Below are 20454 nucleotides of genomic sequence, written 5' to 3'. Positions count from 1 at the left end.
GTCCACTGCCCCGAATGTGCGGGTGGCCTGCTCTACCCGCTGCGCTGGTGAACCAACCTGCAGCGCAGCTCAGAAGGCCTCGCAGCGCAGGGAATGGGTCGGCGGGCATTGATGACCCACCCACCGCCCGACGACGGCAACCGCGCTGTTGAGGACGGTGACCGCTGACATGGCGGTCGCCGTCGCGTGGCCCGGTTCCTGGAAGGTCAGGTACCGGGCCATTGCGCGTCGGAGAAGTCCCGGAGGGGCATAGGCGGTCAGGACAGGATTGCGGCGTCGATGCGCGAGAAGACCAGTTCCGTCTCCCCAGTGATCGGCTCCTGCCAGCGGACGGGAGCCGCAGGCCGCCGAATCGCATGGGGATAGGCGCCGGCTGAGTAGTCGGTGGGCAGCTTGTACATGTGGAACCCGTGCTTGCGCATGGTCTCCAACAGCTCCTCTGCCGAATCGCCAAGCTGTTCCATACGATCCGGGGTGATCTCTATCGCAATCTCGACATCCCGCCGCATCTCGTCCAGCAAAGGCGCCAAGCCCCGGACGACGCTCCCCTCGGCACCCTCGACATCGATTTTGATCACCCGAGCCCTGGCTACCTCGTCCGGCTGCAGGACCTCCGCCATGGGCACCGCCTCGATCTCGAAGGTGGACTCCGCCGGCCCGTCATAAGGAACGATGGAGTTGGCTCCCATGTTGTTCGAGCTCGCGAGGATGAACCTCAGCATCTTGCGCTCGTCCGACACCGCGACGTTCACGGCACGGATGTTCTTGCACCCGTTGAGGTCGGCGTGCTGCAACACCCTGCGGTGGAACGTCGGCGACGCCTCGATGGCGATCACTCGACCCGTGTCCCCGACAAGCCGGGAGCCAAGGACCGAGAACACCCCGATGTTCGCACCGACATCCACGAACACGTCCCCGGGGCGAAGGCGTCCCTCCAACCAGTGGGTCATGTCAGGTTCCCAGGTACCGAAGAGGTAGAGATAGCGCTGGATAAGGTCCTGCGTGTCCAGAGCGAACCGGGCACCGGACCGGGCCTGCGTGGCGCGTAGGCGAGGGTGGTCTCTCAGCCACGGGTTCAGATACCGCTCAGCGAGCGTGGCCTTTCCCCATGAGCCCGGGGCAGCGCGTACGTACCGACGGGCCAGGGTGACCAGGACCTCCGCCGCGGGGTTGCTCATCCGATCGCCTCTCGTCAGGGGACGGGCGAACGATAGCGCTGGGGCACCTGCGCCATGCACCTGAACCCCCAGTGCTGGGGAAGGAACGGATGGTGACCCGGGCTACTGCGTCAGTGCCGGTCCCGATCAAAGGAGAGATCCAGCATCCGGATCGCATTGCCCCGCAGCAGCTTGTACGCGACGTCGTCCGGAAGGTGCCCTACGTGATCCGTCGCCACTTCCTTCGTGTGCGGCCAAGTGGAGTCCACGTGCGGGTAGTCCGTCTCGAAGGTCGCGTTGTTCACGCCGACCGTTTCGATCGCCTCGATACCGTGCTTGTCGCGGAAGAAGCAGCAGAAGATCTGCCGGTAGTAGTACGTCGACGGCGGTTCGGGGATCAGGTCCTTGACGCCTCCCCAAGCTCGGTGTTCTTCCCATACGTCGTCGGCCCGCTCCAGGGCGTATGGAATCCACCCCATTTGTCCCTCGCTGTACGCGAGCTTGAGCTGTGGGAACTTCACGAGGACCCCGGAGAACAGGAAGTCCATCATCGAGGCCATCGCGTTGTTGAAGCTGAGTGAAGCCTGGACAGCAGGGGGCGCGTCCGGCGACGCGGCCGGCATCTGCGACGACGACCCGATGTGCATGTTGACGACGGTCCCCGTCTCCTCGCAGGCAGCGAAGAACGGGTCCCAGTAACCCGAGTGGATCGACGGCAGCCCCAGGTACGTCGGAATCTCGGAGAAGGTCACCGCGCGCACGCCGCGAGCGGCGTTGCGCCGAATCTCGGCCACGGCCAGGTCGATGTCCCACAGCGGGATCAGACAGAGCGGGATCAGCCGCCCACCACTGTCTCCGCACCACTCCTCGACCATCCAGTCGTTGTACGCCCGCACACAGGCGAGTCCGACGTCCTTGTCCTTGGCTTCCGCGAAGGTCTGACCACAGAAGCGGGGGAAGGTCGGGAAGCAAAGCGAGGCCTCGACATGGTTGAGGTCCATGTCCTCCAGGCGCGCTTTCGGGTCCCAGCATCCCCGGCGCATCTGCTCCCGCGTGATCCCGTCGAGCGTCATCTCGTCCCGTGAGAATCCCACGGCCGCGATGATGCGCTTGTACGGGAAGAGGTCGCCCTCGTACTCCCACCAGTCGGTGATCTGCCCGTCCGGGTCCGTCGTGAACTTGTACTTCCCGCCGACGTACGCGAGCTCGCCGATGCCAGCGGTGAAGGGCTTCGGGCCTCGATCGCGGTACTTGCTGGGGAGCCACCGGTCGAAGAGGTGTGCGGGCTCGATCACGTGGTCATCGACGCTGATGATCCGAGGGAGTTCCTTGGTGCCGACTTCGGTGCTGACCACTCGTGTGCCCCCTACCTACCGGCTTGTTCGTCGACCGCGCACCTGACGGGCCATCAGATGCAGAGTAGGGCGGAGCCAACCCGACAGCAAGGTGCGCAGCCGATCGCGCCCTCTTGACCCCGGTGCAACTGCCGATGCCCTTACAGCGATTTGGTTCCATGAAGCCAACGTGGCAACGGCCCACGGGACAGGACTATGTGGCCCAGACCCCAAAGTGAGTGATCAGCGTCCGTTGACAACGATCTTGGATTGATTGCCACCGAAGGCGGACCGCTCAGGCTGTGGTCGGGCGCTGCTCCTCCTGAAGCCTGCAGGCGCGCGCTGCGGATGTGTCGCTGGGTTCCACCTGGTCGGATGATCTCAGCAGCACATCCCGCTGCGCCCCCGGCTGTGCGTACCGGCGCTGGTCGGCATCCACGTACCACCGGATTCCGACGATCTGGATGGCCTGCTCGAAGGGCCCCGCCCGTCGGGCAACCCCCTTGACACCACACGCACATCAATCTGGGCCCTGGCCTAGATCTTCGACTGTGGTTCCGGGGATGGCCCCCAAACAGCGCCGTTCGGAGAAGCCGTCATACAGCTGTGGCCTGTGCCCAGTGCTGGCCCTCGACGAGGTCGCGGTAATGGGAGCTATTGGCCATCAGTTCGGAGTGGGTGCCTGTTTCCGCGACAGTGCCGTCCTTCAGCACGATGACGTGGTCGGCATGCATCACCGTGGACAGGCGATGGGCCACGACGAGAACCGAACGGTCTCGTGCGAGGGTGTCGATCACGTCGCGCAGGCGCATCTCGTTGAGAGAGTCCAACTGCGAGGTGGGCTCGTCGAGCAGGACGAGGTCGGAGGACTGGAGCAGGGCCCGGGCCAGGGCGATGCGCTGCCGTTGGCCTCCCGAGACGTCCACTTCACGGCCGATCACGGTGTCCAGGCTGTTCGGGAGGGCGCGTACCACGTCCGCCATGCCCACCTCGGCGAGCGCTGACATGAGCGCGGCGTCGTCGGTGTTCGAGTCCCTGTGTCCGAGGAGCAGGTTCTCGCGGACGGTGCCCTCCAGAAGCGTGAAGGACTGGTCGACGTAGCCGATCCGGGAGCGCAGTGCGTCGAGCGGCCAGTCACGGACGTCTTGCCCCAGCACCGTGATGGACCCGCTGGAGGCATCCTCGAACCGTTCGATCAGGGTGAGCAGGGTGGACTTCCCTGCCCCCGAGTGTCCGACGACAGCGGTCAGCCCGCGCCGCGGTACCCGCAGGGAGACCTCCCGCAGCACCGGCTCACCGTCGTAGCCGAAGGACACGCGGTCGAACACCACGGCGTCACCGCCGGCGTCGGGCCGGGCCGCGCCGGGTTCACCCGCAGCTTCGACGGGGGTGCTGAGCAAGTCCTCGAACCGTGCCTTCGCGGCCAGGCCCGTTTGCAGACGCCCCAGGCCCATCACCATGATGGTGATGGGGGTGACGAGCTGCAGCAGATACAGCAGGAAGGCGATGAAGTCGGAGAGGCTGAGATCTCCATGCGAGATCCGTGCGCCGCCCGCGATCACGATGCAGGCGAGGGCGACTTCCTGCCCGAGCGACATGACGGGGATGACGACGGACTGGAGTCGTGCGGCGGAAATCATGCCGTCGGTGATGTGTTCGGCGTCACGGGTCAGGGACGCGCTGGTGGACGTCTCGGCGCGGTGCGCCTTGACGGTGACCAGCGACGAGAGCACCGTGGTGAAGCGCTGGGCGAGCGCGCCGGTGGCTGTCTGGATCCCCTCGAAACCCTGGCGGACCCGGCGCAGCAGCAGCCAGATGGCGCTGCCGGCCACGGCGAACACGGCCAGGGTCAGAAGTACCAGCATCCAGTCCAGCAGGGCCATGAAGACGAGGGTCGCGAGGGCTGTCACGACGGCGACGGGCAGCTGGACGACGCCGACGTCGATCACTGACCGCAGCAGCGCGGCGTCGGAGGTGATGCGGGCGACGAGGTTTCCGGCTCCGGCCGCGCGCACCGCCTTGAGCGGCATGCGCAAGGTGTGCTCCATGACCCTGCCCCGCAGCCGCAGGATGAACTGCTCGCCCGTCTTGGCCAGGAGGTAGCCGGAGAACGACGCCGCCAGCGCCCCTGTCAGCGCCAGCGGCACCATGACGGCGAGCCACCGCAGGATGCTCTCCCGCCGGGCGAGGGCATCGATGAGTTCCCTCACCAGGAGCGGCACCGCCAGGGTCGCTGCGGTCGCCACCAGGCTCAGCAGCACCGCGAGCGAGATCTGGAGGATGTGGCCGCGGGACAGTTCGCCGAGGAGGCGCAGGCGTCTCGGGTGTTGCGGTGACGGCTTCGGTCCTGTCGGCACGGGAGGCCCTTTCCGGATCGACGTGGTGTGCGGCGGCGTGAGCGGTGGTCCGGGGCGTCGGCAGGCGACGCCCCGGACCAGGCCCCGGATTAGCAGCCCTTGGCCATCGTGAAGCCCGCGCTGAAGCTGGCGGCGCCACCGGCCGACGCCAGGATGCTCTCGACGGAGACGACCGTGACCGAGGTCGTCGGGGTGATCGCGGGGGCGTCGGCGGAGGAGGCCGCGCCGATCTCGGCCGAGTCGGTGTAGGCGGTGTAACCCGAGATCAGCTGGTCGGCAGTGTTCACTGTTGCTCCTGTGAGTAATTCGGAACTGACTGGAGAATTTCTCTCACATATAGCCGCCGGCGCCCAACCCATTTCTTTCCGGAGAATCCCCCTCATCTGCGGCCATACGTCCGGAAGAATTTTTATTGGCGCAGCTCAGGGCGACTGTTTCTTTAGGGTCGCGCGGCTTCGTGGGCGTCGCTACTTCCAGCTTTCGTCCCAGAGTGCCCGGACGTCGTCCCCCAAAGCGCTGTGCTGCCCTACCAGGACGCCGGAGAAAGCTGCCGGCCGGTAGTGATGACGCACCGCGTCAGACACCTGTTGCGGGGAAACGGAGCGGAGTTGTTCAGGGAACTCGACCAGCCACGTGAGCGGAAGGTTGTATCCGATCACACCAGCCAGCGTGGACGCCATCCCTGCTTGGGATGTCTGACCTATGCTCGTGATTCCGGTCATGTAGGTGCTGGCTGCGTGAATCTCCTTGGCCGATGGGGGTTCATCGCAGAGACGGCGCAACACTTGACTTATTTCTCCGAGTGCTCTGGGCGCCGATTCGATGGCGGTAGCCGATTCGATGAAGCCGACCTGTCTGCCGAGAACGTCTTCGATGCTGGATTCGACCTGGTAGACGAGTCCGGTGTCTTCGCGCAGCCGGGTGAACAGTCGGGAGGAGAAGAAACCACCGAGCACACAGTTGCCGATGCTGAGCGCGGGGAAGACGGGGTCGACGCGGGCGGCCGCCGGCGCCATGAGGGTGATGTGGGTCTGCGTGGCGTTGTGGCGGTCGATCACATGCAGCCCGGCACTGGTCATCGGTGGCGGTGGCGGGAAGGATCGCGGGGACGGGCGCCACGCCTCCAGCGTGGATGCGGCGGCACCGGCCGTGGCGGCCGGGTCGGCCGAGCCGACGACGACGAGGTACGCCCCGTCGGGCCGCACCACCTCGCGGTGCAATGTGCTGAGCTGCTCGGCCGTCACGGCTGCTACGGCTGCTTCGTCGGGCGGCCCGCTCGTGCTCAGACTGGGCCAGCAGTGCCGTTGGAGGGCGTCGCGCGCCATCGCGGCGGGCTGCGCGGCCCTTGCCCGGACATGGCCGACGACCTTGCGGATTGCCCCGTGACCTGCGGCACCGCCGTAGGCGGGAGCGGTCAGGACCTCGCTGAGCAGCGCGAGCAGGTCCGTCAGATACTGCTGTGGAAGCGAGCAGCTCAGGGTGAGTTGGGAGCCGGTCCAGCTGACGTCCAGCGTCGTACCCCGACGTCCCAGGATGTCGTCCATCTGCTCGGGGGTGTGCCGGGCCGTGCGCCGGCCAAGCGCGGCGGCGAGCACGGAAGCCGCCGCAGGGTCAACGGTATGGGCGGGCAGGGGGATCGCGAGGCGTAGTTCCGCCATCGGCACGGACGGCGCGTGCACGGTGACCACTCGCAGCCCGTTGCTCAGGCGGGTGTCGACAAAGGGAGGGAGGGCGAAGTGCTGGTCGCCGTCCGGCTCGGGCAGCAGTGCGGAGTGTGTCATCGCAGCGCTCCGACCGCGGGCGTCAGGGCGAGCACACCCCTGGCGTCGGCGGCAAGTCCTCCCGCCGCCCGGGCCACCTGCTCGGCGTCCACCGCCCGCAATAGGTAAGGGAGTTCGTCGACCAGTTCGGCCCGTCCGTGGAGTACCTCGAACGCACCCGTATGGCGGGTGCGTACCAGGAGGTTGTCGTAGCCCCGGGCCGCCGCGGTGAACGATCGGGCCAAGGCCCGTGCCAGCTCGGGCTCATCGGGTCCGGTGGCGGCCAGGTCCGCGAGTATGGCGTCCGTCTCGCCCAGGACGTCGTCGACAGCCGTGTGCGGGGGGTGGGCGGCCACCAGGTGGAAGGTGTCGGGGTGGCGCGCTTGAAGGGGGCCGAAGAATCCGCAGCCGGTCCGCACCGACGCGGCCACGCCCCCCTCCCGTACGAGCCTTCGAGTCAACCGCGCGTTTTCGCCTCCCGTCAGGAGGAGCGAGAGCACGACATGGGCGAGATAGTCGGCGCGTCGGATCACCGGATCGGGCATTCGGTACCCGAGGGCGACGGCGGGCAGTGCGGCGTGCGCGTCGTGGTGCGTGCCCCGGCGTTCCCCGGTCAACGGGGGTTCGCACAACAAGGGCTGCGACGGTACGGGCCGGGCGGGGATCCGGCCGAAATGGCGCTCGATCATGTCGGTGACCCGGTCCGGAGCGAAGGAGCCCGAGATGGTGAGCACGGCGTTGCCCGGCGCATAGTGCTGGTAGTGGAAGGCCTGGCAGTCGTCGAGGGTTGCTCGGTCGAGGTCCCCGAAGTGGCCATAGCCGTTGTGCGCGTTGGGGAAGGTCCCGTAGAGGACGGCAGGAAGCACCGTCCAGGGGAAACCGCCGTACGCGCGGTTGGTCACATTTGCGCGGACCTCTTCCTTGACGACGCTGAGCTGAGTGCGCAGGTTCCTCTGCGTCAACCACAGCGAGGCCATTCTGTCTGCTTCGAGGAAGAGCATCCGCTCCAGCGCGGAGGTGGGGCAGACCTGGTAGAAGTCGGTGTAATCCTGGTGCGTGGAGGCGCCCGAGGTGCCGCCCACAGCTTGGACGTGCCGGAAGTGCTCACTCGGGCCCGTGTTCCGGCTTCCCTGGAACATCATGTGCTCGAAGAGGTGGGCGAATCCGCTACGGCCTTCCGGCTCGTTGCGAAACCCCACTGCGTAGTGCACCGCCATGCCGACCGCCGGGGCCATGGGGCGAGGATCGAGCACCACGCGAAGGCCGTTGTCCAGAGTCAGTCTTCGCATATTCCTGTCCGCTTGCCTGGTACTGCCGTCGGCGGGAAAAGGGCGCCAAACCGGTACCGGCCAGGCCGGTACCGGCATGTGGCCAGAGGCTCAGCAGCCCTTGCCGAAGGTCACACCGGCGCTCATGCTGATGCCGGCGCTCAGGGCGTAGGAGCCCTCGGTGATCACCACGGTGGCGGACAGGGCCACCGGGCTGGCCTCCGGAGCGCCGGTCGTCTGGGCGGCGCCGACCTCCTCGGCCGTCGCGTAGGCCGCGTACCCGGAGATCAGCTGGTCGGTGGTGTTCATTGCATTCTCCTCAATACTTCGAAATTCGGCGAACAGCTCCGCCTGCACGAATTTCTAACACGCCGGGAAGGGAACCGGCCAGTTCGAAAGATTACTGGCCCAGAATATTCAGGGGCAAAACTTGGGTAGCACCGGATCAGCAGCGGGCGCGCAGAAACCGGGCGGGAATGGCGCACTTCGGCTCCACCCCCGCCCGCACGAAATCACTGCCCCTTACAGGCCGTCCACATACTTCTTGGCGATAGCCATCGAAGCCAGCGGGTAGTTGTCGCGCACCGCCTTTACGGCCGCGATGTCACCGCGGTCACGCTGCACGGAGCGAATCCTCTGCTCGTCCACCTGACTGCGGAATCCCTCATAAGAACCGTACTGATTCCAGAATGCTTTCTTCCGCTTGCGTACGGCCTGGTCCCCGGCAATCCCCAGGGCACCGGTGACGCCCGCTGCGATGAGTACGGTTATACCGTCCATTTTTCTCCCTCTCCCTAGGGTCGATGGTGAGTGAATGCCGTTCAGTCTGTCCGCTCGTACACCGATACATGCCGAGGGCTGGTCACGGAGTATGGCTCCTGGTACCACCCGCTCCAGCGCTCCACCAAGCGCAGACCGGCCAATTCGGCCAGCAGGTCGATCTCGAGGGGGAACGCGTACCGCAGCACGTGGTGCGTGGTCGAAGGCGGACCTCCGTCGATGATGGTGTGCGTCGCCACCATGAGCTGCTGTGTCTTGTCCACGGTGAGCGTGTCGAGCATCACCGTGCTCTCGTCGAGGTAGCGCATGGAGAAGTCCGGCTTCTCCATGACGTGGTAGGGCGACGGGTCGAACGCTTCAAGGACGAACCGCCCGCCCGGCGCCAGCCGTTCGCGAGCGTTGCGCAGGCAAGCCACCTGCGCCTCCTTGGAGACAGCGACGAAGAACGTGTTCAGTACCAGCGTGACGATGTCGTACGACTCGTCGAAGTCCGTGAGCGGTTGGGTGAAATCGCCGAGGACCGCCGTGATCGCTCCGTGGGGATCCTTCTCCCGGAGTCGTGCCAACATCGCCTCGGAACCGTCCACGCCGTGGACCTCGTGTCCCCGTTCGGCCAGGGGCAGGGCGATCCGTCCGGTGCCGATGCCCAGCTCCAGCACTTTGCCGCCGGGTTCGAGCATGCCGTCGAGGAACTCCACCGCGGCCGTGGTGTCGAAGCCGATCGGATACATCTGTTCGTAGACGCTGGCGAGTTTCTCGTTGTAGTGCGCGTTCTGCGCGATCATGCCTTCTCCAAGTCGGTCGGCTCGTAAGGGACTTCGGCGGGTGCGCCGGCGACAGCGGGGGTGTCGATCAGTTCGGCCAGCAGGTCCAGGTAGTCCAGCAGCTGCTCGGTCCAGCCGACGTATGCCGCGTAGTCGTGGGCATGGAGGAGCACGCGAAGTACCGCGGCGCGTTCCACAGCCTCGGTGTCCGCCGCCTCGGGGCCGTACCCGCGCAGCACCGCACGGGCAGCCGCCGCACAGAGGGCTGCCGCCTCTGTGTACCGAGGGTCGGCGAAGTGCAGCAGCCGGAACTCGGCCAGCTCGCCCAGCAGCCATCCGAGGTCGTGAGCGCGAGGGCCGCGCGCCAGCTCTTCGCCCGCCAGCAGGACGCCGGCCTGAGGCGGACGCGCGGGGATCACCGCGCCGAGGCCGACCCCGCCGAGCACCAAGACGTCATCGGAACGCTCCTGCTCCCACTCGCCCAGCCAGCGGCGAACGCGGTCCGTGCGTAGCCGACCCAGCCGGTGCCCGGCTGCCTCGAAAAGCCGGGCTGCCCCGCCAGGACCGCCACGGCGGGCCAGCCACCGGGACAGGCGTAGGCCGCCGCTGGGACGCCGCACCACCGGGCCGGTTCGTACCTCGTCGTGCACCCGTCGCACCGTGACCCCGACGTCGTGGAGCAGCCGGGGCATGGCCGCCCACCTGTCGGGGGACTCCGGCAAGGTGGTGAGCACGTGGGCGAGCGTGTAGGGCAGCGGCGCGGGATACCGGCGCTCTGCCCGACGGCCCCGGCCCAGCTCCACCCGGACACCCGAGAGGCCGAGCGCGGCCGTGTCCGCACGGACGGACTCCGGTACCGAGGTGAAGGGGTCCTCGCGGTCGGGACCAGGGACGCGGGTCCACTGGTAGCCGACGCCGTTCCCGAGTATCCGCGTGGTCAGAAAACCTGTGCCGAAGTCCGCCACCGGCATCTCCGGGGTTTCCGGGGTTTCCGGGGTTTCCGGGGTTTCCGGGGTGAGGGCGTGCGCGCTCACGCGGCTCTCCCGATGCCGGCCCGCAACGCCTCCAACGCCGCGATGACATCAGGCAAGGGGGCGTTCAGCGCGGCATCGTTCCGGCCAGTGGTGACGCTCAGACCCATCACGGGAGGTGCCAGCACCACATTGCGGCGCGCGCGCAGCGCCGCTGCGTGCTTCGCGAAGACCTCGGAGTCCACCCCGCCGGGCGGCAGCGAGGGTGCCACTGCCACCGCCGCGCGCGTGCACTGCAGAGCCAGCATGACGGGAGTGTCCGCGAGGCCGGTGGCCAACCGCGCGACAAAGCTCAAGGTGGCCGGGTTCACGACCACCGTGTCCGCCCACTCGGCCAGCTCGACATGAGGCGCGACCGTGGCTGCCTCCGAAGGCCACGCGTCGGTGAACACGTCCCCAGGGATGAGCGGGGCCAACGCCTGGCGCGTAGCGAACCGTTCGGCGCTGCGCGTGACAGCGATCCTGATTTCCAGCTCCGGGTAGCTCATGCTCAGCCAGTTCACCCAAAACGGGGTGTGCGCGGCGCTGAGGGCGCCCGTCACCACATACAGGAGCCGACGGCCACCGAAGGGCGGCGGTCCGCCCTTGTCGGCCTCGTTGCCGGGGTCAGTCATCGTCTGCGACCGCCTCAAGGATCTCGCGCAGGTCCCGCAGGCCGGCCTGGGTGCCCTCGGTCAGGTGAACGCCACAGACGTTGATGATCACTTCGTCCACACCGCTTGCCCGGTGCGCCCGGACGACGTCTGCGATGTCCTCCACCGTGCCGGAGGCGAAGACCTCCCTGCGCAGCAATTCTTCGGCGCCCTTGAGCGGGTCCGAGGCGCTGACCTCCACTCCGGCACGCCGCAGCATGTCCGTGTAGTGCTCCGAGGTGAGGTGCGGTCCCGCGGCGGCGAACACGATCCGTCGCAGGTTGCGGCCGGGCCGGGTGACCGCAGCGTGCACGACGCTGGCAACACGCGGGGTGCCCGTGCGGCCTGCCCGCCGAACGCCCTCACCGATCGCCGGGATCAACTGGTCGGCGATGTACCAGTGGGGAGTGAGCCAGGTGATGGCGACGTCGGCGACCTCCCCCACGGTCCGGGCCATGCCGGGCCGCAGGACACCTAGGCCCACCTCGGCAGCGGGTGCCGGCACGTGCAGCATTCCAGTGGTGGCGGTGAAGTAATCGCCTTGGTGGGAGAGCACCTCGCTGTCCAGCAGTTTGCGTACGAGGGTGGCGTATTCGGCCACCATCTTCAGCGGGCGCTCATAGGGCCGGCCCAGGAGCGACGCCTGGAAATCGCGCGCCCCCGGACCGAAGCCGGCCACGTACGGGGCGCCCGACAGCGCGCTGATCGAGCGGGCCTCGACGGCTGCCTGGTAGGGGTGACGCAGCATCGTCAGCGCGACGCTCGTGCCCAGAGAAACTCCCGGCACACGCGCCGCGAAGGCCGCGAGCGCCTGGTGCGTCTCGATGCGCAGTGACTGGCCGAGCCAGATCCGGCGCACACCCAGGTCACGGGCGAAGGTGCCGAACTCCACCATGGGATCGAGCGAGTCGGGCTGGATGGGGAAGATGGTGGAGATGTGGTTCATGGTGGCGCTCATCGCACGGACTCACTCTTCTTCAGTCGGCTGCCGGACTCCCGGCGGGTCATCCGGTGCAGTACTCGGGGGGCGAACAGGAAACCCAGGACGGCCCACACGGCGATGACCAGGTGCACCTTGTCCAGTTCCCAGCTGTCGGTCGCCTCGGCGGCCAGTGCCGAGTCCGGCAGCAGCGCGGCGCGTACGCCCTGGGCGATCCACTTCAGCGGGAATGCCCCCACTACGTCCTGGGCGAGGTCCGGGAGGACCGTGACCGGGAAGTAGATGCCCGAGAACATCATGAGCGCGAACAGCGGGATCATCACCGTGCCCAGCGCCTCCCGCGAATTCGGCAGGAGCGACCCGATGATCGCGCCGATCGGTGCGACGGCGACGAGTCCCAGTACGAGGACGGAGACCAGCGTGAGCCAGCGTGTGGCGTCCGACGGCAGCGAGGAGCCGAGCACCACTGTCCCGCCGAGCAGCATCAGGGCCGCGCCGCCCAGCGCGGTCACGACCATGACGAACGTCTTGGCGATGAGGTAGGCGCGGATTCCACCGGGAAGCGTCTTCACGCGCAGCAGGGTGCCGTCCTCCCGCTCCACGGCCAGAGCTTGGGTCAGCGTCAGGAGCCCGGCCTGGATGACCATGGTCGCGACCCCTCCGGCGACCATCAGTTCGGCCATGGGCACGGTGCTTCCGGGGATGTCGCCGTCGAGGACCGATCCCAGGACGATGAACATGAGCGGGGTGCTCAGCTGGGTGAACACGTCACGGGGGCTGCGCAGCAGTTGCCGGAGCTCCAGTACACCGCGGTCGATTCCGGCGGTCAGTGCACGCGTCATAGTCACTTCACCTCCGCGATCATGCGCAGGTAGGTGTCCTCAAGGGTGGGCCGGTGGACCTCCAGGTCGGGTACGGGCCCACCGAATTCGTTGTGCAGCCGCCAGGCGCGCGCGGAAGGGTCGGAGGTCCGTTCCTCCTGTCGGCAACCGTCAGCCGACCAGATCACCCGGGCCTGGGAACGGGCCTGTTCACTCAGTTCCTCCGACGTTCCGGATGCGGCGATCCGGCCGTCGATGAGGATGGCGATGCGGTCGGCGAGGCGCTCCGCCTCGTGCAGGTCATGTGTGGTGAGAACCATCGTCATGCCGTCTGTCTTCAAACGCGTGAGCAGATCGTGGAACTCGCGCCGTACGACCGGGTCGAAGCCGGTCGTCGGTTCGTCGAGGAACAGCAACTGCGGGTCGCCGATGATGCCGAGGGCGACGTCCAGCCGTCGCCGTTGGCCTCCCGACAGCTTCTGGCACTGTTGGTCGACCTGATCACTGAGCTGGAGGGCCTCCAGAACCTCGCTCACCTCACGGGGACTTTGGTAGTAGGAGGCGAAGTGGTGCAGCAGTTCCCCCACTCGCCAGCGGGAGTGATCGCGCCAGGACTGGCACACGATGCCGAGCCGCCCCCGCCACTCCTCGTCGCCGCCGTCCGGGTCCCGTCCCAAGACTGTGACGGAACCGCTGGTACGCCGCCGGAACCCCTCCAGCACCTCCACGGTGGTCGTCTTCCCTGCGCCGTTGGGGCCCAGCAGAGCGAGGACCTCTCCGTGGTTGACGGTGAGATCCACCCCGCGAAGGATGTCCTTGGTCCCGTACCGCATGGTCAGATCGGCAACAGATATCGCAGGTGTGCCCACCTCAGACGGATTCCGAATTTTCCTGCCCCTTCTGTGTGGTGCTCTGTGCTCTGTGCTGCTGGAGTCGTCGGGTGTAGGTGCGGCGGGGTATGCCGAGAATGGTGCAGAACCTCGAGATGCTGACTCCTGTTTCATTCCGAACTACCTCGAGGTACCAGAAGGGACTCGCCGGTAGTCCCCTGTTCTGCGCCAGGTCATCAGTTCCACATACGCCTCGCCGAGCGCCTGCTTCAGCTTCCTGACCTCTTCGGAGAGGGCCTGTTCGCGCTGGGTCGTGCTGTGGCTGATCAGGTTTCCCCCCAGGGCCGCGCTGCCGCCCTGGAGGAACTGCCGTCGCCAGTTGGAGATGGACTGCTCGGACACCTGGGCCTCCCGGGCCGCCTCGGCGACGGTCCGGTCCTTGGAGAGGACGGAGACCACGATGCGCACCTTTTCCTCGGACGGAAGTGCAGGAGGACGGGCCATGACTCACACCCCTTCGAGGACGGGCAGCTCGGGGGAGACGAGGTCACGCGCGGGCTGCCGGGGGTCGATGCCCGCCTGTGTCAGCGCTGAGGCGACTGCCTCCGCGCGAGAGCAACGGGTCGGGGTGTGTACGTGGTTGAGCAGTCCCTCGGCCACGGCGGCCGAACGGTGCTCACCGAAGCTCATGTGTGACCGGCCCGGACGAGTGTCGGTCGGTTCCCACGCGCAGCTGAGCCCGGGAGCCAGTTCGTGCGTGAACGGGGAGACGGCGCCGCCCAGTCCGGGGGTCGCGGCAGCTGCCCGGACGACGGCGTCCGCTACGTGCAGCGCCTCGCTGCCCAGGTAGACGACCAGGGCATCGCGCCGCGGGTACAGCAACGGTGAGGAGCTGATCTTCGCCCGGTAGGGGGCGCCCGTGGCTTCGAGCGCCGTCAGGACGGTGTTCCAGACATCGGGCGCGTAGGAGCTGTCCGTGACATGGACATACAGCCTGAGCAGTTCCTTGCCCTCGGGGCGACCGGCGGAGCCGTCGGCGAGGAAGAAGCCCGGGGACAGCGCGGGGCGTACCGCCTGAAGGGCCACGTCAACGGCCCCTTCGGGGCCGGCTTCCGTGCAGGTCTCCCTCGGTACCCGCACCCGCAGACCGTCCAGCTCCACGATCGCCTGTCCCGCGTCACTGCCGAGCAGGCGGGTACGGCGCACGGTGGTCGGGTGCGGTGTGGCCTGGGTCAGCAGCCGCTCGAGGTCCGCGTCGCGCAGCGTACGGGGCAGGCCTCCCGGCAACTCGGGCCGACCGGCATGCAGGCACTCGTAGATCAGCATCGTGAGCCGATCCCTGAGGGCGAGTGCGGTGTCGGCCTCGACGGTGCGCTCACCGATCCGCGCGGAGAGGCCGTTTTCGGTCTCTTCGATCTGGATCGCGTCGAGGGCGCTGTTCAGCGTGTCACTGAGCACGTTGCTCATGCCTCATCCCCCAGTCCGAGCGTGGACACGAACTTCTCCGGTCGCAGGAGCGCGTTCCTGCCGATCCCCATGGCCGCGCGGGACACGGCCGGCAGCCTGCTGCCCCGCATGGCCGTGGCCATGGCCCGGTCGATCATGTGCCAGCCGGCGTACGCGGTGGCGCGCGTCGCGAGGCCGGTGTCGGCCCGGCCACGAGCAGAGCGGTAGCCGGACCAGAACGAGGCGATCAAGGGGCGCACCCGGTCCACTTCTCGCACTCCGCGAGCCACGATCTCGGCGTGGTCGGGTTCCTCCCCCAGGGCGTCGCCGCTCTCGTCCACGGTGCGGCCGGCCATGCCGGTGATGGCCCGGTACAGCCACTCACCTGCGATGGCGCCCACGTCCCGGGCCCCGTCCGCGAGCCGGAACTCCTCGCCGTCCGTCAGGAACAGCATTCCGTCACCGATGAGGAACTGATCGAGCCTGAGGTCACAGTGGGTCGGTACCTTTGGCGCCTCTTCTTCGCTCCTCCGCAGAGCCGCGAGGGCCTCAGCGAGGACCGCGTCTCCTTGCAGGATGTTCCACAGGGTCACCTCGGCGAACGTGAGCCCCAAGTAGGACGGCAGCGGAAGCGCCTGGAGCAGGCGCAGGTCGGGAAACGGGAACGGTGAGGTATCCAGCGGAAGGGCCGCGCCGGCAGAACCGAGACAGTGCAAGGTGCCGATGGCGTGCCCTGCCCTGCCGGACCACTCGTCCTCGACCCCACCGTCCGCGAAGTGCTCGGCCAGCGTGCGGCCGTCCTTGACCAGGTCGAACACGAGGATCCGCGCGTCCTCGTCGTACCCGATGAGTTCGGGCGTGCTGAGGCCGGCGCGTCGGGCCTGACGGATCAGCGAGTCGAAGGCCCTGGAGCGGTGGATGCGCTCTACGGCGTCCGTGCCACCGCGGTCGAGGTGCTTCACGAACACGCCGAAGCCGGCCGACGTGGTACCCGCCCAGTTCTCATTGCGCCCGAGAAGGGAATCGACGCCCTCGGAGCGCAGCTCACCCAGGCCGAGACCGGTGAGGAGGTGATTCACCTCCGGAACTCTTCGAAGCTCAAGTGGCGCAAAGGCGCCGCGTCCGGAACGCACGCATTCCCCCCAGATGTTCCTTGTGAATCGGGTTCCGGCACACATGATCAGGTCTGGGGGAACGCGCACGCATCCACTACCGGGCTGGTACCAACCCCTCCGGTTGGAGGGGGCCTCCCCCTCCGGGAGACGGCAGCGACGCCCCCGGCCCTCCCGTGGCGCTCCATTGACCCATTCATGGCACGAATGGAATAGACCATTCCAGCCCTCGGGGAAAAGGTTGGCTCAACTTGATTTGCTGATTGATCAAGGGCAGGCTAAGCGGCGAGGACACGGCTGACCTCGTGTTTCTCGCGAATGGGGGACTGTTGTGATCAACGTGGTGATCGCGCATGATCAAGCGCTGCTACAAGCAGGGTTGCGCAACGTTCTTGGGGACGAACTCAACATCAGAGTGGTGGCGACGTGCCAAAGATCCGACGTGGCCGAGACGGTTGAACGTCACCGGCCGGAAGTCGTTGTCCTCGGCGACTGCGCGTCACGCGCCCGGACCCTGTCGTCCATCGACGTGCTGCACAGCATCCGCACTCCGCCCAAGGTCGTCCTGCTCGCCAGCCGTCTCGACGATTCCCTCACAGCGGACGCCCTGATGAAGGGCGCGTCCGGGGTTCTTGAGCAGGACTCCACCCCAGAGATGCTCGTGAGTGCCATACGCGTCGCTGCCACCGGGGGCCAGGTGCTGGCAAACCCGGCGTCGCCGACGGTCGTCAGTCTGCTCAACCGGGGAGGAATCGCGCCCGCGATCCGCGAGCGTGCCGGAACCCTGACGCCGAGGGAGATCGAGGTCTGCGCCCTGCTGGCGGAGGGCCTCTCCAACACGGAGATCGCCCAGCGCCTGCACCTCAGCGCGGCGACGGTGAAGGACCACACAAGGGCCATCTACCTCAAACTCGGCACAGCCAATCGTGTGCGTGCTGCCATCCTGACGTACCAGTTGGGCATGCTCGCTCCGGCCAACGCCACCGTGGCGAGCTGACACTTAGTGCTGGATTCCTCAAACGGTGTACGTGTATCGGCGCCGTAGTTGTCGAGTGGGTGGGGCGGGTCTTCCCCATATCCAGGGTCTGGCTCGGGCATTGAGATGGGATGTTGCGAGACGGGTGGCGTGTTCGATCTCGGGTGGTCCGGCGAAGGACTGGCCGGCGAGGGCGGCCTGCCGTTGTACGACCAGATCACCAACTTGTGCCTCGCAGCAGGCTTCACACCCCAAGTGACCCTTCCGCCTGCCAACGGGCACACCCTGGCGTGACGTGCCAGGACTATGTGGCCCCGACCCCAAAGTGAGTGATCAGGAAAAGACGCTGAAACAGGGGAGTGTCACACCGGTCACAGCGTCACGCCCATCTCTGGTGTGGGGCAGATGGCAGTAACCAGCCGTGACGCCCCACTGTTTCAGCGTTCTTCTTCCTTCACCGCAACGCCCGCCCGTACGATCGTCCAGTCATCTTTAGGAGTGCTGCTGTCCTGGGGGATTGGTGGGTACGGGGGAACAGATCATCACAGTCGTCGCGGTGCTGCTGGGCGCGCTGACGACCCACCTGACGAACTTCCTCACGGAGCGGAGCCGCAAGAAGCACGAGCGCTCTGTCCGCTGGGACGAGCGCAAGCTGACCGCATACGAGAACTACATCGACACCGTCCGCGCCGGCATCTTCCTCGCGGTCCACCTCTACGAGGTCAAGGAAGGGCTCCGCGAGAGCGATCAGGACGAGCGCGAGATCCTCTCCGAGATCCGGGAATCCACTCACCGCAGAGGCCGCGCCTTCGAGCGTGTACTGCTCCTCGCTGGTGACGACGTCGTTGAAGCCGCCCACAAGCTGAACCAAGTAGCACTCGAAGTCGACTGGCAGGCGATGGGCAAGGTAACCGGCAGCCTGGCGGAGTGGCGCGACCGGAACCGAGCAGTCTTCGGCGCCCTCACCGAGTTCTACGAGGCCGCACGCCAGGACCTCGGCGTCAGCGGCAGCGTCACGGGGGAGCGACATCCGCAACGCGATCTCCTATTGCCGCCTTCTCAGCGCAATGCATAGGCGGACGCGCAATCGAAGGCCCAACATCATGGGCGGCGCTGGGCGTGCTCGCCGAACTATCGCCATGGTCGACAGCCCGGTACCGGGACATCTGTACCCATTTCCGCACCGTCATGGGGGCGGTACTCCGAAGGGAGCCCTTTCCAGACGGTGTATGGGGCCAGTTCCCCGGCGCTTTTCCTGACGGGGCTCGTCGAGTGACCGCTCTGCCTGTGGCCTGGTGAAGATCCACGTGCCACCCTGCCCTGCACCGCCGTCCACCGCTTGTGGACAACGTTGGTGACAGGAGACGGCTTAAGACTTCCTGCCCGCTCTGGCAGACAAGGAGATGCCGGTGAATGAGTACAGCAACCGTGAGGGACAGACGGACGCAGCAGCCCTGAGGAAAAGCCACGCCGCCCGTGCCGAGAGCGCCGCAGCGCGATCAGCGGCCCTTAGCCGCTTCGTCGAGCAGCACGGCTCAGGCGAGCATGCCGATGCCAAGTTCAGGGCCGCCCACGCAGCCCGCATAGCGGCCCAGGCGTTCGCTGTGCTCGGGGAGGGCGCCCCCGCAGCCGCCGCGGATTCACGGTGCGCCCGGAACGCGGCTGCTTCCGCCGCGCAGGCCTCCCAAGCAGCCAAGCTCGTCCATGGCGACGCGGAACCCTCCTCTCGCGCCTTCCAGGCGGCTCTCAAGGCCTCACAGGCCGCCGCTACTGCCGCGAGCGCGCCGCACCTGGGCACAAATGTCGACCTGAACACCGAAGCGGACGCGGCGGAGAGGGCCGCTGTCTCGGCGGCCGAGAGCGCCGGCTGGGTCCAACCCGGCGAAGAGGTCCCTGCTGTAGAGATGGGCATACGAAGCACAGAGGTGCACTCAATGATGCATTTCTGAGGACCAGGGCGGGCTGGGCTCTCCCCCGCCATCCCGCCCGGGGCAGCTCCGTGGGAGAAATCTGGGAGACGATCTTCTCCCGCCATTCCGCGGCTCACCACCGAGGACCAACGCAAACCAACACCGAGCCGGGTCCAAAAACACCGAGAGGGCGCCTCCCACCAGGGGAGACGCCCTCTCATCAATGTGGGGCTAACAGGATTTGAACCTGTGGCCTCATCCTTATCAGGGATGCGCTCTAACCAACTGAGCTATAGCCCCGCCGCGCTTCGGGGTGTCCCGCGCGCTGACCCCTGAAGATTAGCGCACCTGCGGGCCAGTCCCAAAATCGATACCCGGGCGGCCGACGAGCCAGGGGCGCATCACAGTCCCACCAGCGGCAGACCAGGGGCTGACCAGCACGGTTCCGCCCCGGCTCTCCACAGCCGCCCCCTCAGCCAAGCCCCTCCGCCAACCCGCTCAGCCAACCCCCTCAACCCACCACCGCAACCAGTCCCCACCGGGGCCCCCAGCCACAGGCACACCGACCCGCAAACAAAAAAGGCCGCCGACCAAGCCCCGGAAGTCCGAGACCCAGCCGACGGCAGAAAACCCACTCAGAGCGAGGCGAGGCCGCAACTCAACTCAACTCACTCATCCTCCGCCAGCGTCAGCTCAACCCCGCCCACAAAGCCCGCGGAGAGGTTGTAGATGAACGCGCCCAGCGTCGCCAGCGCCGTCGCCAGGACGACGTCGATGACCGCGATGATCGAGGTGAACGTCAGGACACGCGGCAGCGACAGGAAGGACTGCAGGTCGAAGCCGTTGGACTCGTTCGAGCCCGTCGCCTCGGAGATCGTGCCGCCCACCGTCGAGAAGACGCCCATCGCGTCCATGACCATCCACAGGACGGCGGCCGCGACGATCGTGCAGATGCCGAGCGCGATGGAGAGCAGGAAGCTGACCTTCATCACCGACCACGGGTCGACCTTGGCCACCCGCAACCGCGCCTTCCGCGTGCGCGGAATCGTGCGGACCCCCGTCCGGGGCATGCGCGCCGCGGCCGCCCCCGCCTTGGCGCCCTGCTCGTACGCCTGCGGCGGGTGGTACGGCTGCGATGTCTTGGGCTCGGGCTTCCGTTCCCCGGGCAGGGCCCCGCCCGCGGCGTCGGCGTCTCGGGTGTCCGTCACAGTTCCCCCCTGGGCTCCATGGGACTCCTCGGAGTCCTGTGCATCAGTGGCGGAGCCACGGGCACCGTCCTTACCGGTAGTGCCGGCCTGCTTCGCCCCGGCACCCGTGGCTCCACTCACGATGACTC

Annotated in this window: 21 protein-coding genes and 1 tRNA gene; 3 read left to right on the top strand and 19 right to left on the bottom strand. The window is 67.2% G+C overall.

The features are described from left to right. Positions 1 to 257: 257 nt before the first annotated feature. The 17 genes from J2N69_RS18705 to lxmK all read right to left on the bottom strand — a co-directional run bounded on the left by J2N69_RS18705 (position 258) and on the right by lxmK (position 16199). Complete coding sequence (locus tag J2N69_RS18705; protein ID WP_230901800.1) at positions 258 to 1178, bottom strand: FkbM family methyltransferase; 921 nt, start codon at positions 1176 to 1178, stop codon at positions 258 to 260. A 110-nt stretch (positions 1179 to 1288) separates the two neighbouring features. Further along, the gene (locus J2N69_RS18700) at positions 1289 to 2512 is read right to left on the bottom strand and encodes an amidohydrolase family protein (protein WP_230901799.1); all 1224 of its coding nucleotides are present in this window, start codon (positions 2510 to 2512) and stop codon (positions 1289 to 1291) included. 575 nt (positions 2513 to 3087) lie between these two features. After that, positions 3088 to 4848, bottom strand: coding sequence for an ABC transporter ATP-binding protein (locus J2N69_RS18695; RefSeq protein WP_230901798.1), 1761 nt, complete (start codon positions 4846 to 4848; stop codon positions 3088 to 3090). Positions 4849 to 4937: 89 nt separating this feature from the next. Further along, positions 4938 to 5135 (bottom strand): LxmA leader domain family RiPP, encoded by a 198-nt coding sequence (locus tag J2N69_RS18690; protein WP_230901797.1) that lies wholly within the window; start codon positions 5133 to 5135, stop codon positions 4938 to 4940. 180 nt (positions 5136 to 5315) lie between these two features. Then, positions 5316 to 6629 (bottom strand): M16 family metallopeptidase, encoded by a 1314-nt coding sequence (locus J2N69_RS18685; RefSeq protein WP_230901796.1) that lies wholly within the window; start codon positions 6627 to 6629, stop codon positions 5316 to 5318. Then, entirely contained in the window at positions 6626 to 7897 is a 1272-nt protein-coding gene (locus tag J2N69_RS18680) for a M16 family metallopeptidase (protein ID WP_230901795.1), read from the bottom strand. The genes J2N69_RS18685 and J2N69_RS18680 overlap by 4 nt, the downstream gene beginning before the upstream one ends. Positions 7898 to 7987: 90 nt before the next feature. Next, positions 7988 to 8185, bottom strand: a complete 198-nt coding sequence (locus tag J2N69_RS18675; RefSeq protein WP_230901794.1) for an LxmA leader domain family RiPP — start codon at positions 8183 to 8185, stop codon at positions 7988 to 7990. A 213-nt stretch (positions 8186 to 8398) separates the two neighbouring features. After that, complete coding sequence (locus J2N69_RS18670) at positions 8399 to 8656, bottom strand: hypothetical protein (RefSeq protein ID WP_230901793.1); 258 nt, start codon at positions 8654 to 8656, stop codon at positions 8399 to 8401. Between the two features lie 41 nt (positions 8657 to 8697). Next, positions 8698 to 9441, bottom strand: a complete 744-nt coding sequence (locus J2N69_RS18665) for a class I SAM-dependent methyltransferase (protein WP_230901792.1) — start codon at positions 9439 to 9441, stop codon at positions 8698 to 8700. Next, positions 9438 to 10454 carry a hypothetical protein gene (locus J2N69_RS18660; protein ID WP_230901791.1) on the bottom strand — a complete coding sequence of 339 codons (1017 nt, stop codon included), beginning with the start codon at positions 10452 to 10454 and terminating at the stop codon, positions 9438 to 9440. Before J2N69_RS18660 ends, J2N69_RS18665 begins: the two co-directional genes overlap by 4 nt. Beyond that, on the bottom strand, positions 10451 to 11065 hold the full coding sequence (locus J2N69_RS18655; RefSeq protein ID WP_230901790.1) for a flavoprotein: 615 nt from the start codon (positions 11063 to 11065) through the stop codon (positions 10451 to 10453). The genes J2N69_RS18660 and J2N69_RS18655 overlap by 4 nt, the downstream gene beginning before the upstream one ends. Continuing rightward, entirely contained in the window at positions 11058 to 12041 is a 984-nt protein-coding gene (locus tag J2N69_RS18650; protein WP_230901789.1) for an LLM class flavin-dependent oxidoreductase, read from the bottom strand. The genes J2N69_RS18655 and J2N69_RS18650 overlap by 8 nt, the downstream gene beginning before the upstream one ends. Then, the gene (locus J2N69_RS18645; protein ID WP_230901788.1) at positions 12038 to 12865 is read right to left on the bottom strand and encodes an ABC transporter permease; all 828 of its coding nucleotides are present in this window, start codon (positions 12863 to 12865) and stop codon (positions 12038 to 12040) included. Before J2N69_RS18645 ends, J2N69_RS18650 begins: the two co-directional genes overlap by 4 nt. A gap of 2 nt (positions 12866 to 12867) precedes the next feature. Continuing rightward, the gene (locus J2N69_RS18640; protein ID WP_330166817.1) at positions 12868 to 13644 is read right to left on the bottom strand and encodes an ABC transporter ATP-binding protein; all 777 of its coding nucleotides are present in this window, start codon (positions 13642 to 13644) and stop codon (positions 12868 to 12870) included. A gap of 210 nt (positions 13645 to 13854) precedes the next feature. Then, positions 13855 to 14178, bottom strand: a complete 324-nt coding sequence (locus J2N69_RS18635; RefSeq protein WP_230901786.1) for a transposase — start codon at positions 14176 to 14178, stop codon at positions 13855 to 13857. Between the two features lie 3 nt (positions 14179 to 14181). Beyond that, positions 14182 to 15141 (bottom strand): T3SS effector HopA1 family protein, encoded by a 960-nt coding sequence (locus J2N69_RS18630; RefSeq protein ID WP_230901785.1) that lies wholly within the window; start codon positions 15139 to 15141, stop codon positions 14182 to 14184. Next, complete coding sequence (lxmK, locus tag J2N69_RS18625) at positions 15138 to 16199, bottom strand: class V lanthionine synthetase subunit LxmK (RefSeq protein ID WP_230901784.1); 1062 nt, start codon at positions 16197 to 16199, stop codon at positions 15138 to 15140. Before lxmK ends, J2N69_RS18630 begins: the two co-directional genes overlap by 4 nt. Positions 16200 to 16563: 364 nt before the next feature. Here lxmK and J2N69_RS18620 point away from each other — a divergent pair, with 364 nt between their 5' ends. From J2N69_RS18620 to J2N69_RS18610, 3 genes are all read left to right on the top strand, one after another. Then, positions 16564 to 17229: a response regulator transcription factor gene (locus tag J2N69_RS18620; protein ID WP_230901783.1), complete on the top strand. Its 666-nt coding sequence runs from the start codon at positions 16564 to 16566 to the stop codon at positions 17227 to 17229. Positions 17230 to 17764: 535 nt separating this feature from the next. Further along, entirely contained in the window at positions 17765 to 18283 is a 519-nt protein-coding gene (locus tag J2N69_RS18615; protein WP_230901782.1) for a hypothetical protein, read from the top strand. 334 nt (positions 18284 to 18617) lie between these two features. After that, positions 18618 to 19157: a hypothetical protein gene (locus tag J2N69_RS18610; protein WP_230901781.1), complete on the top strand. Its 540-nt coding sequence runs from the start codon at positions 18618 to 18620 to the stop codon at positions 19155 to 19157. Positions 19158 to 19344: 187 nt separating this feature from the next. Here J2N69_RS18610 and J2N69_RS18605 read toward each other — a convergent pair. Together J2N69_RS18605 and J2N69_RS18600 are read right to left on the bottom strand one after the other, a co-directional pair. Then, a tRNA-Ile gene (locus J2N69_RS18605) sits at positions 19345 to 19418 on the bottom strand. 368 nt (positions 19419 to 19786) lie between these two features. Continuing rightward, positions 19787 to 20446, bottom strand: a complete 660-nt coding sequence (locus J2N69_RS18600; RefSeq protein WP_230901780.1) for a DUF3566 domain-containing protein — start codon at positions 20444 to 20446, stop codon at positions 19787 to 19789. Between the last annotated feature and the right edge of the window lie 8 nt (positions 20447 to 20454).

This window comes from Streptomyces huasconensis (assembly GCF_021028635.1).
Taxonomy (GTDB): Bacteria; Actinomycetota; Actinomycetes; order Streptomycetales; family Streptomycetaceae; genus Streptomyces; species Streptomyces huasconensis.
Note: the sequence above shows the minus strand (reverse complement) of the source record. Positions and strands in the feature narration are given on the sequence as shown.

Excerpts from the sequence above, each read along its gene's own strand:
- J2N69_RS18655 (WP_230901790.1), bottom strand. The coding sequence starts at position 11,065 with ATGACTGACCCCGGCAACGAGGCCGACAAGGGCGGACCGCCGCCCTTC.
- J2N69_RS18670 (WP_230901793.1), bottom strand. The coding sequence starts at position 8,656 with ATGGACGGTATAACCGTACTCATCGCAGCGGGCGTCACCGGTGCCCTG.
- J2N69_RS18705 (WP_230901800.1), bottom strand. The coding sequence starts at position 1,178 with ATGAGCAACCCCGCGGCGGAGGTCCTGGTCACCCTGGCCCGTCGGTAC.
- J2N69_RS18665 (WP_230901792.1), bottom strand. The coding sequence starts at position 9,441 with ATGATCGCGCAGAACGCGCACTACAACGAGAAACTCGCCAGCGTCTAC.
- J2N69_RS18685 (WP_230901796.1), bottom strand. The coding sequence starts at position 6,629 with ATGACACACTCCGCACTGCTGCCCGAGCCGGACGGCGACCAGCACTTC.
- J2N69_RS18675 (WP_230901794.1), bottom strand. The coding sequence starts at position 8,185 with ATGAACACCACCGACCAGCTGATCTCCGGGTACGCGGCCTACGCGACG.
- J2N69_RS18680 (WP_230901795.1), bottom strand. The coding sequence starts at position 7,897 with ATGCGAAGACTGACTCTGGACAACGGCCTTCGCGTGGTGCTCGATCCT.
- J2N69_RS18650 (WP_230901789.1), bottom strand. The coding sequence starts at position 12,041 with ATGAGCGCCACCATGAACCACATCTCCACCATCTTCCCCATCCAGCCC.
- J2N69_RS18645 (WP_230901788.1), bottom strand. The coding sequence starts at position 12,865 with ATGACGCGTGCACTGACCGCCGGAATCGACCGCGGTGTACTGGAGCTC.
- J2N69_RS18630 (WP_230901785.1), bottom strand. The coding sequence starts at position 15,141 with ATGAGCAACGTGCTCAGTGACACGCTGAACAGCGCCCTCGACGCGATC.
- J2N69_RS18635 (WP_230901786.1), bottom strand. The coding sequence starts at position 14,178 with ATGGCCCGTCCTCCTGCACTTCCGTCCGAGGAAAAGGTGCGCATCGTG.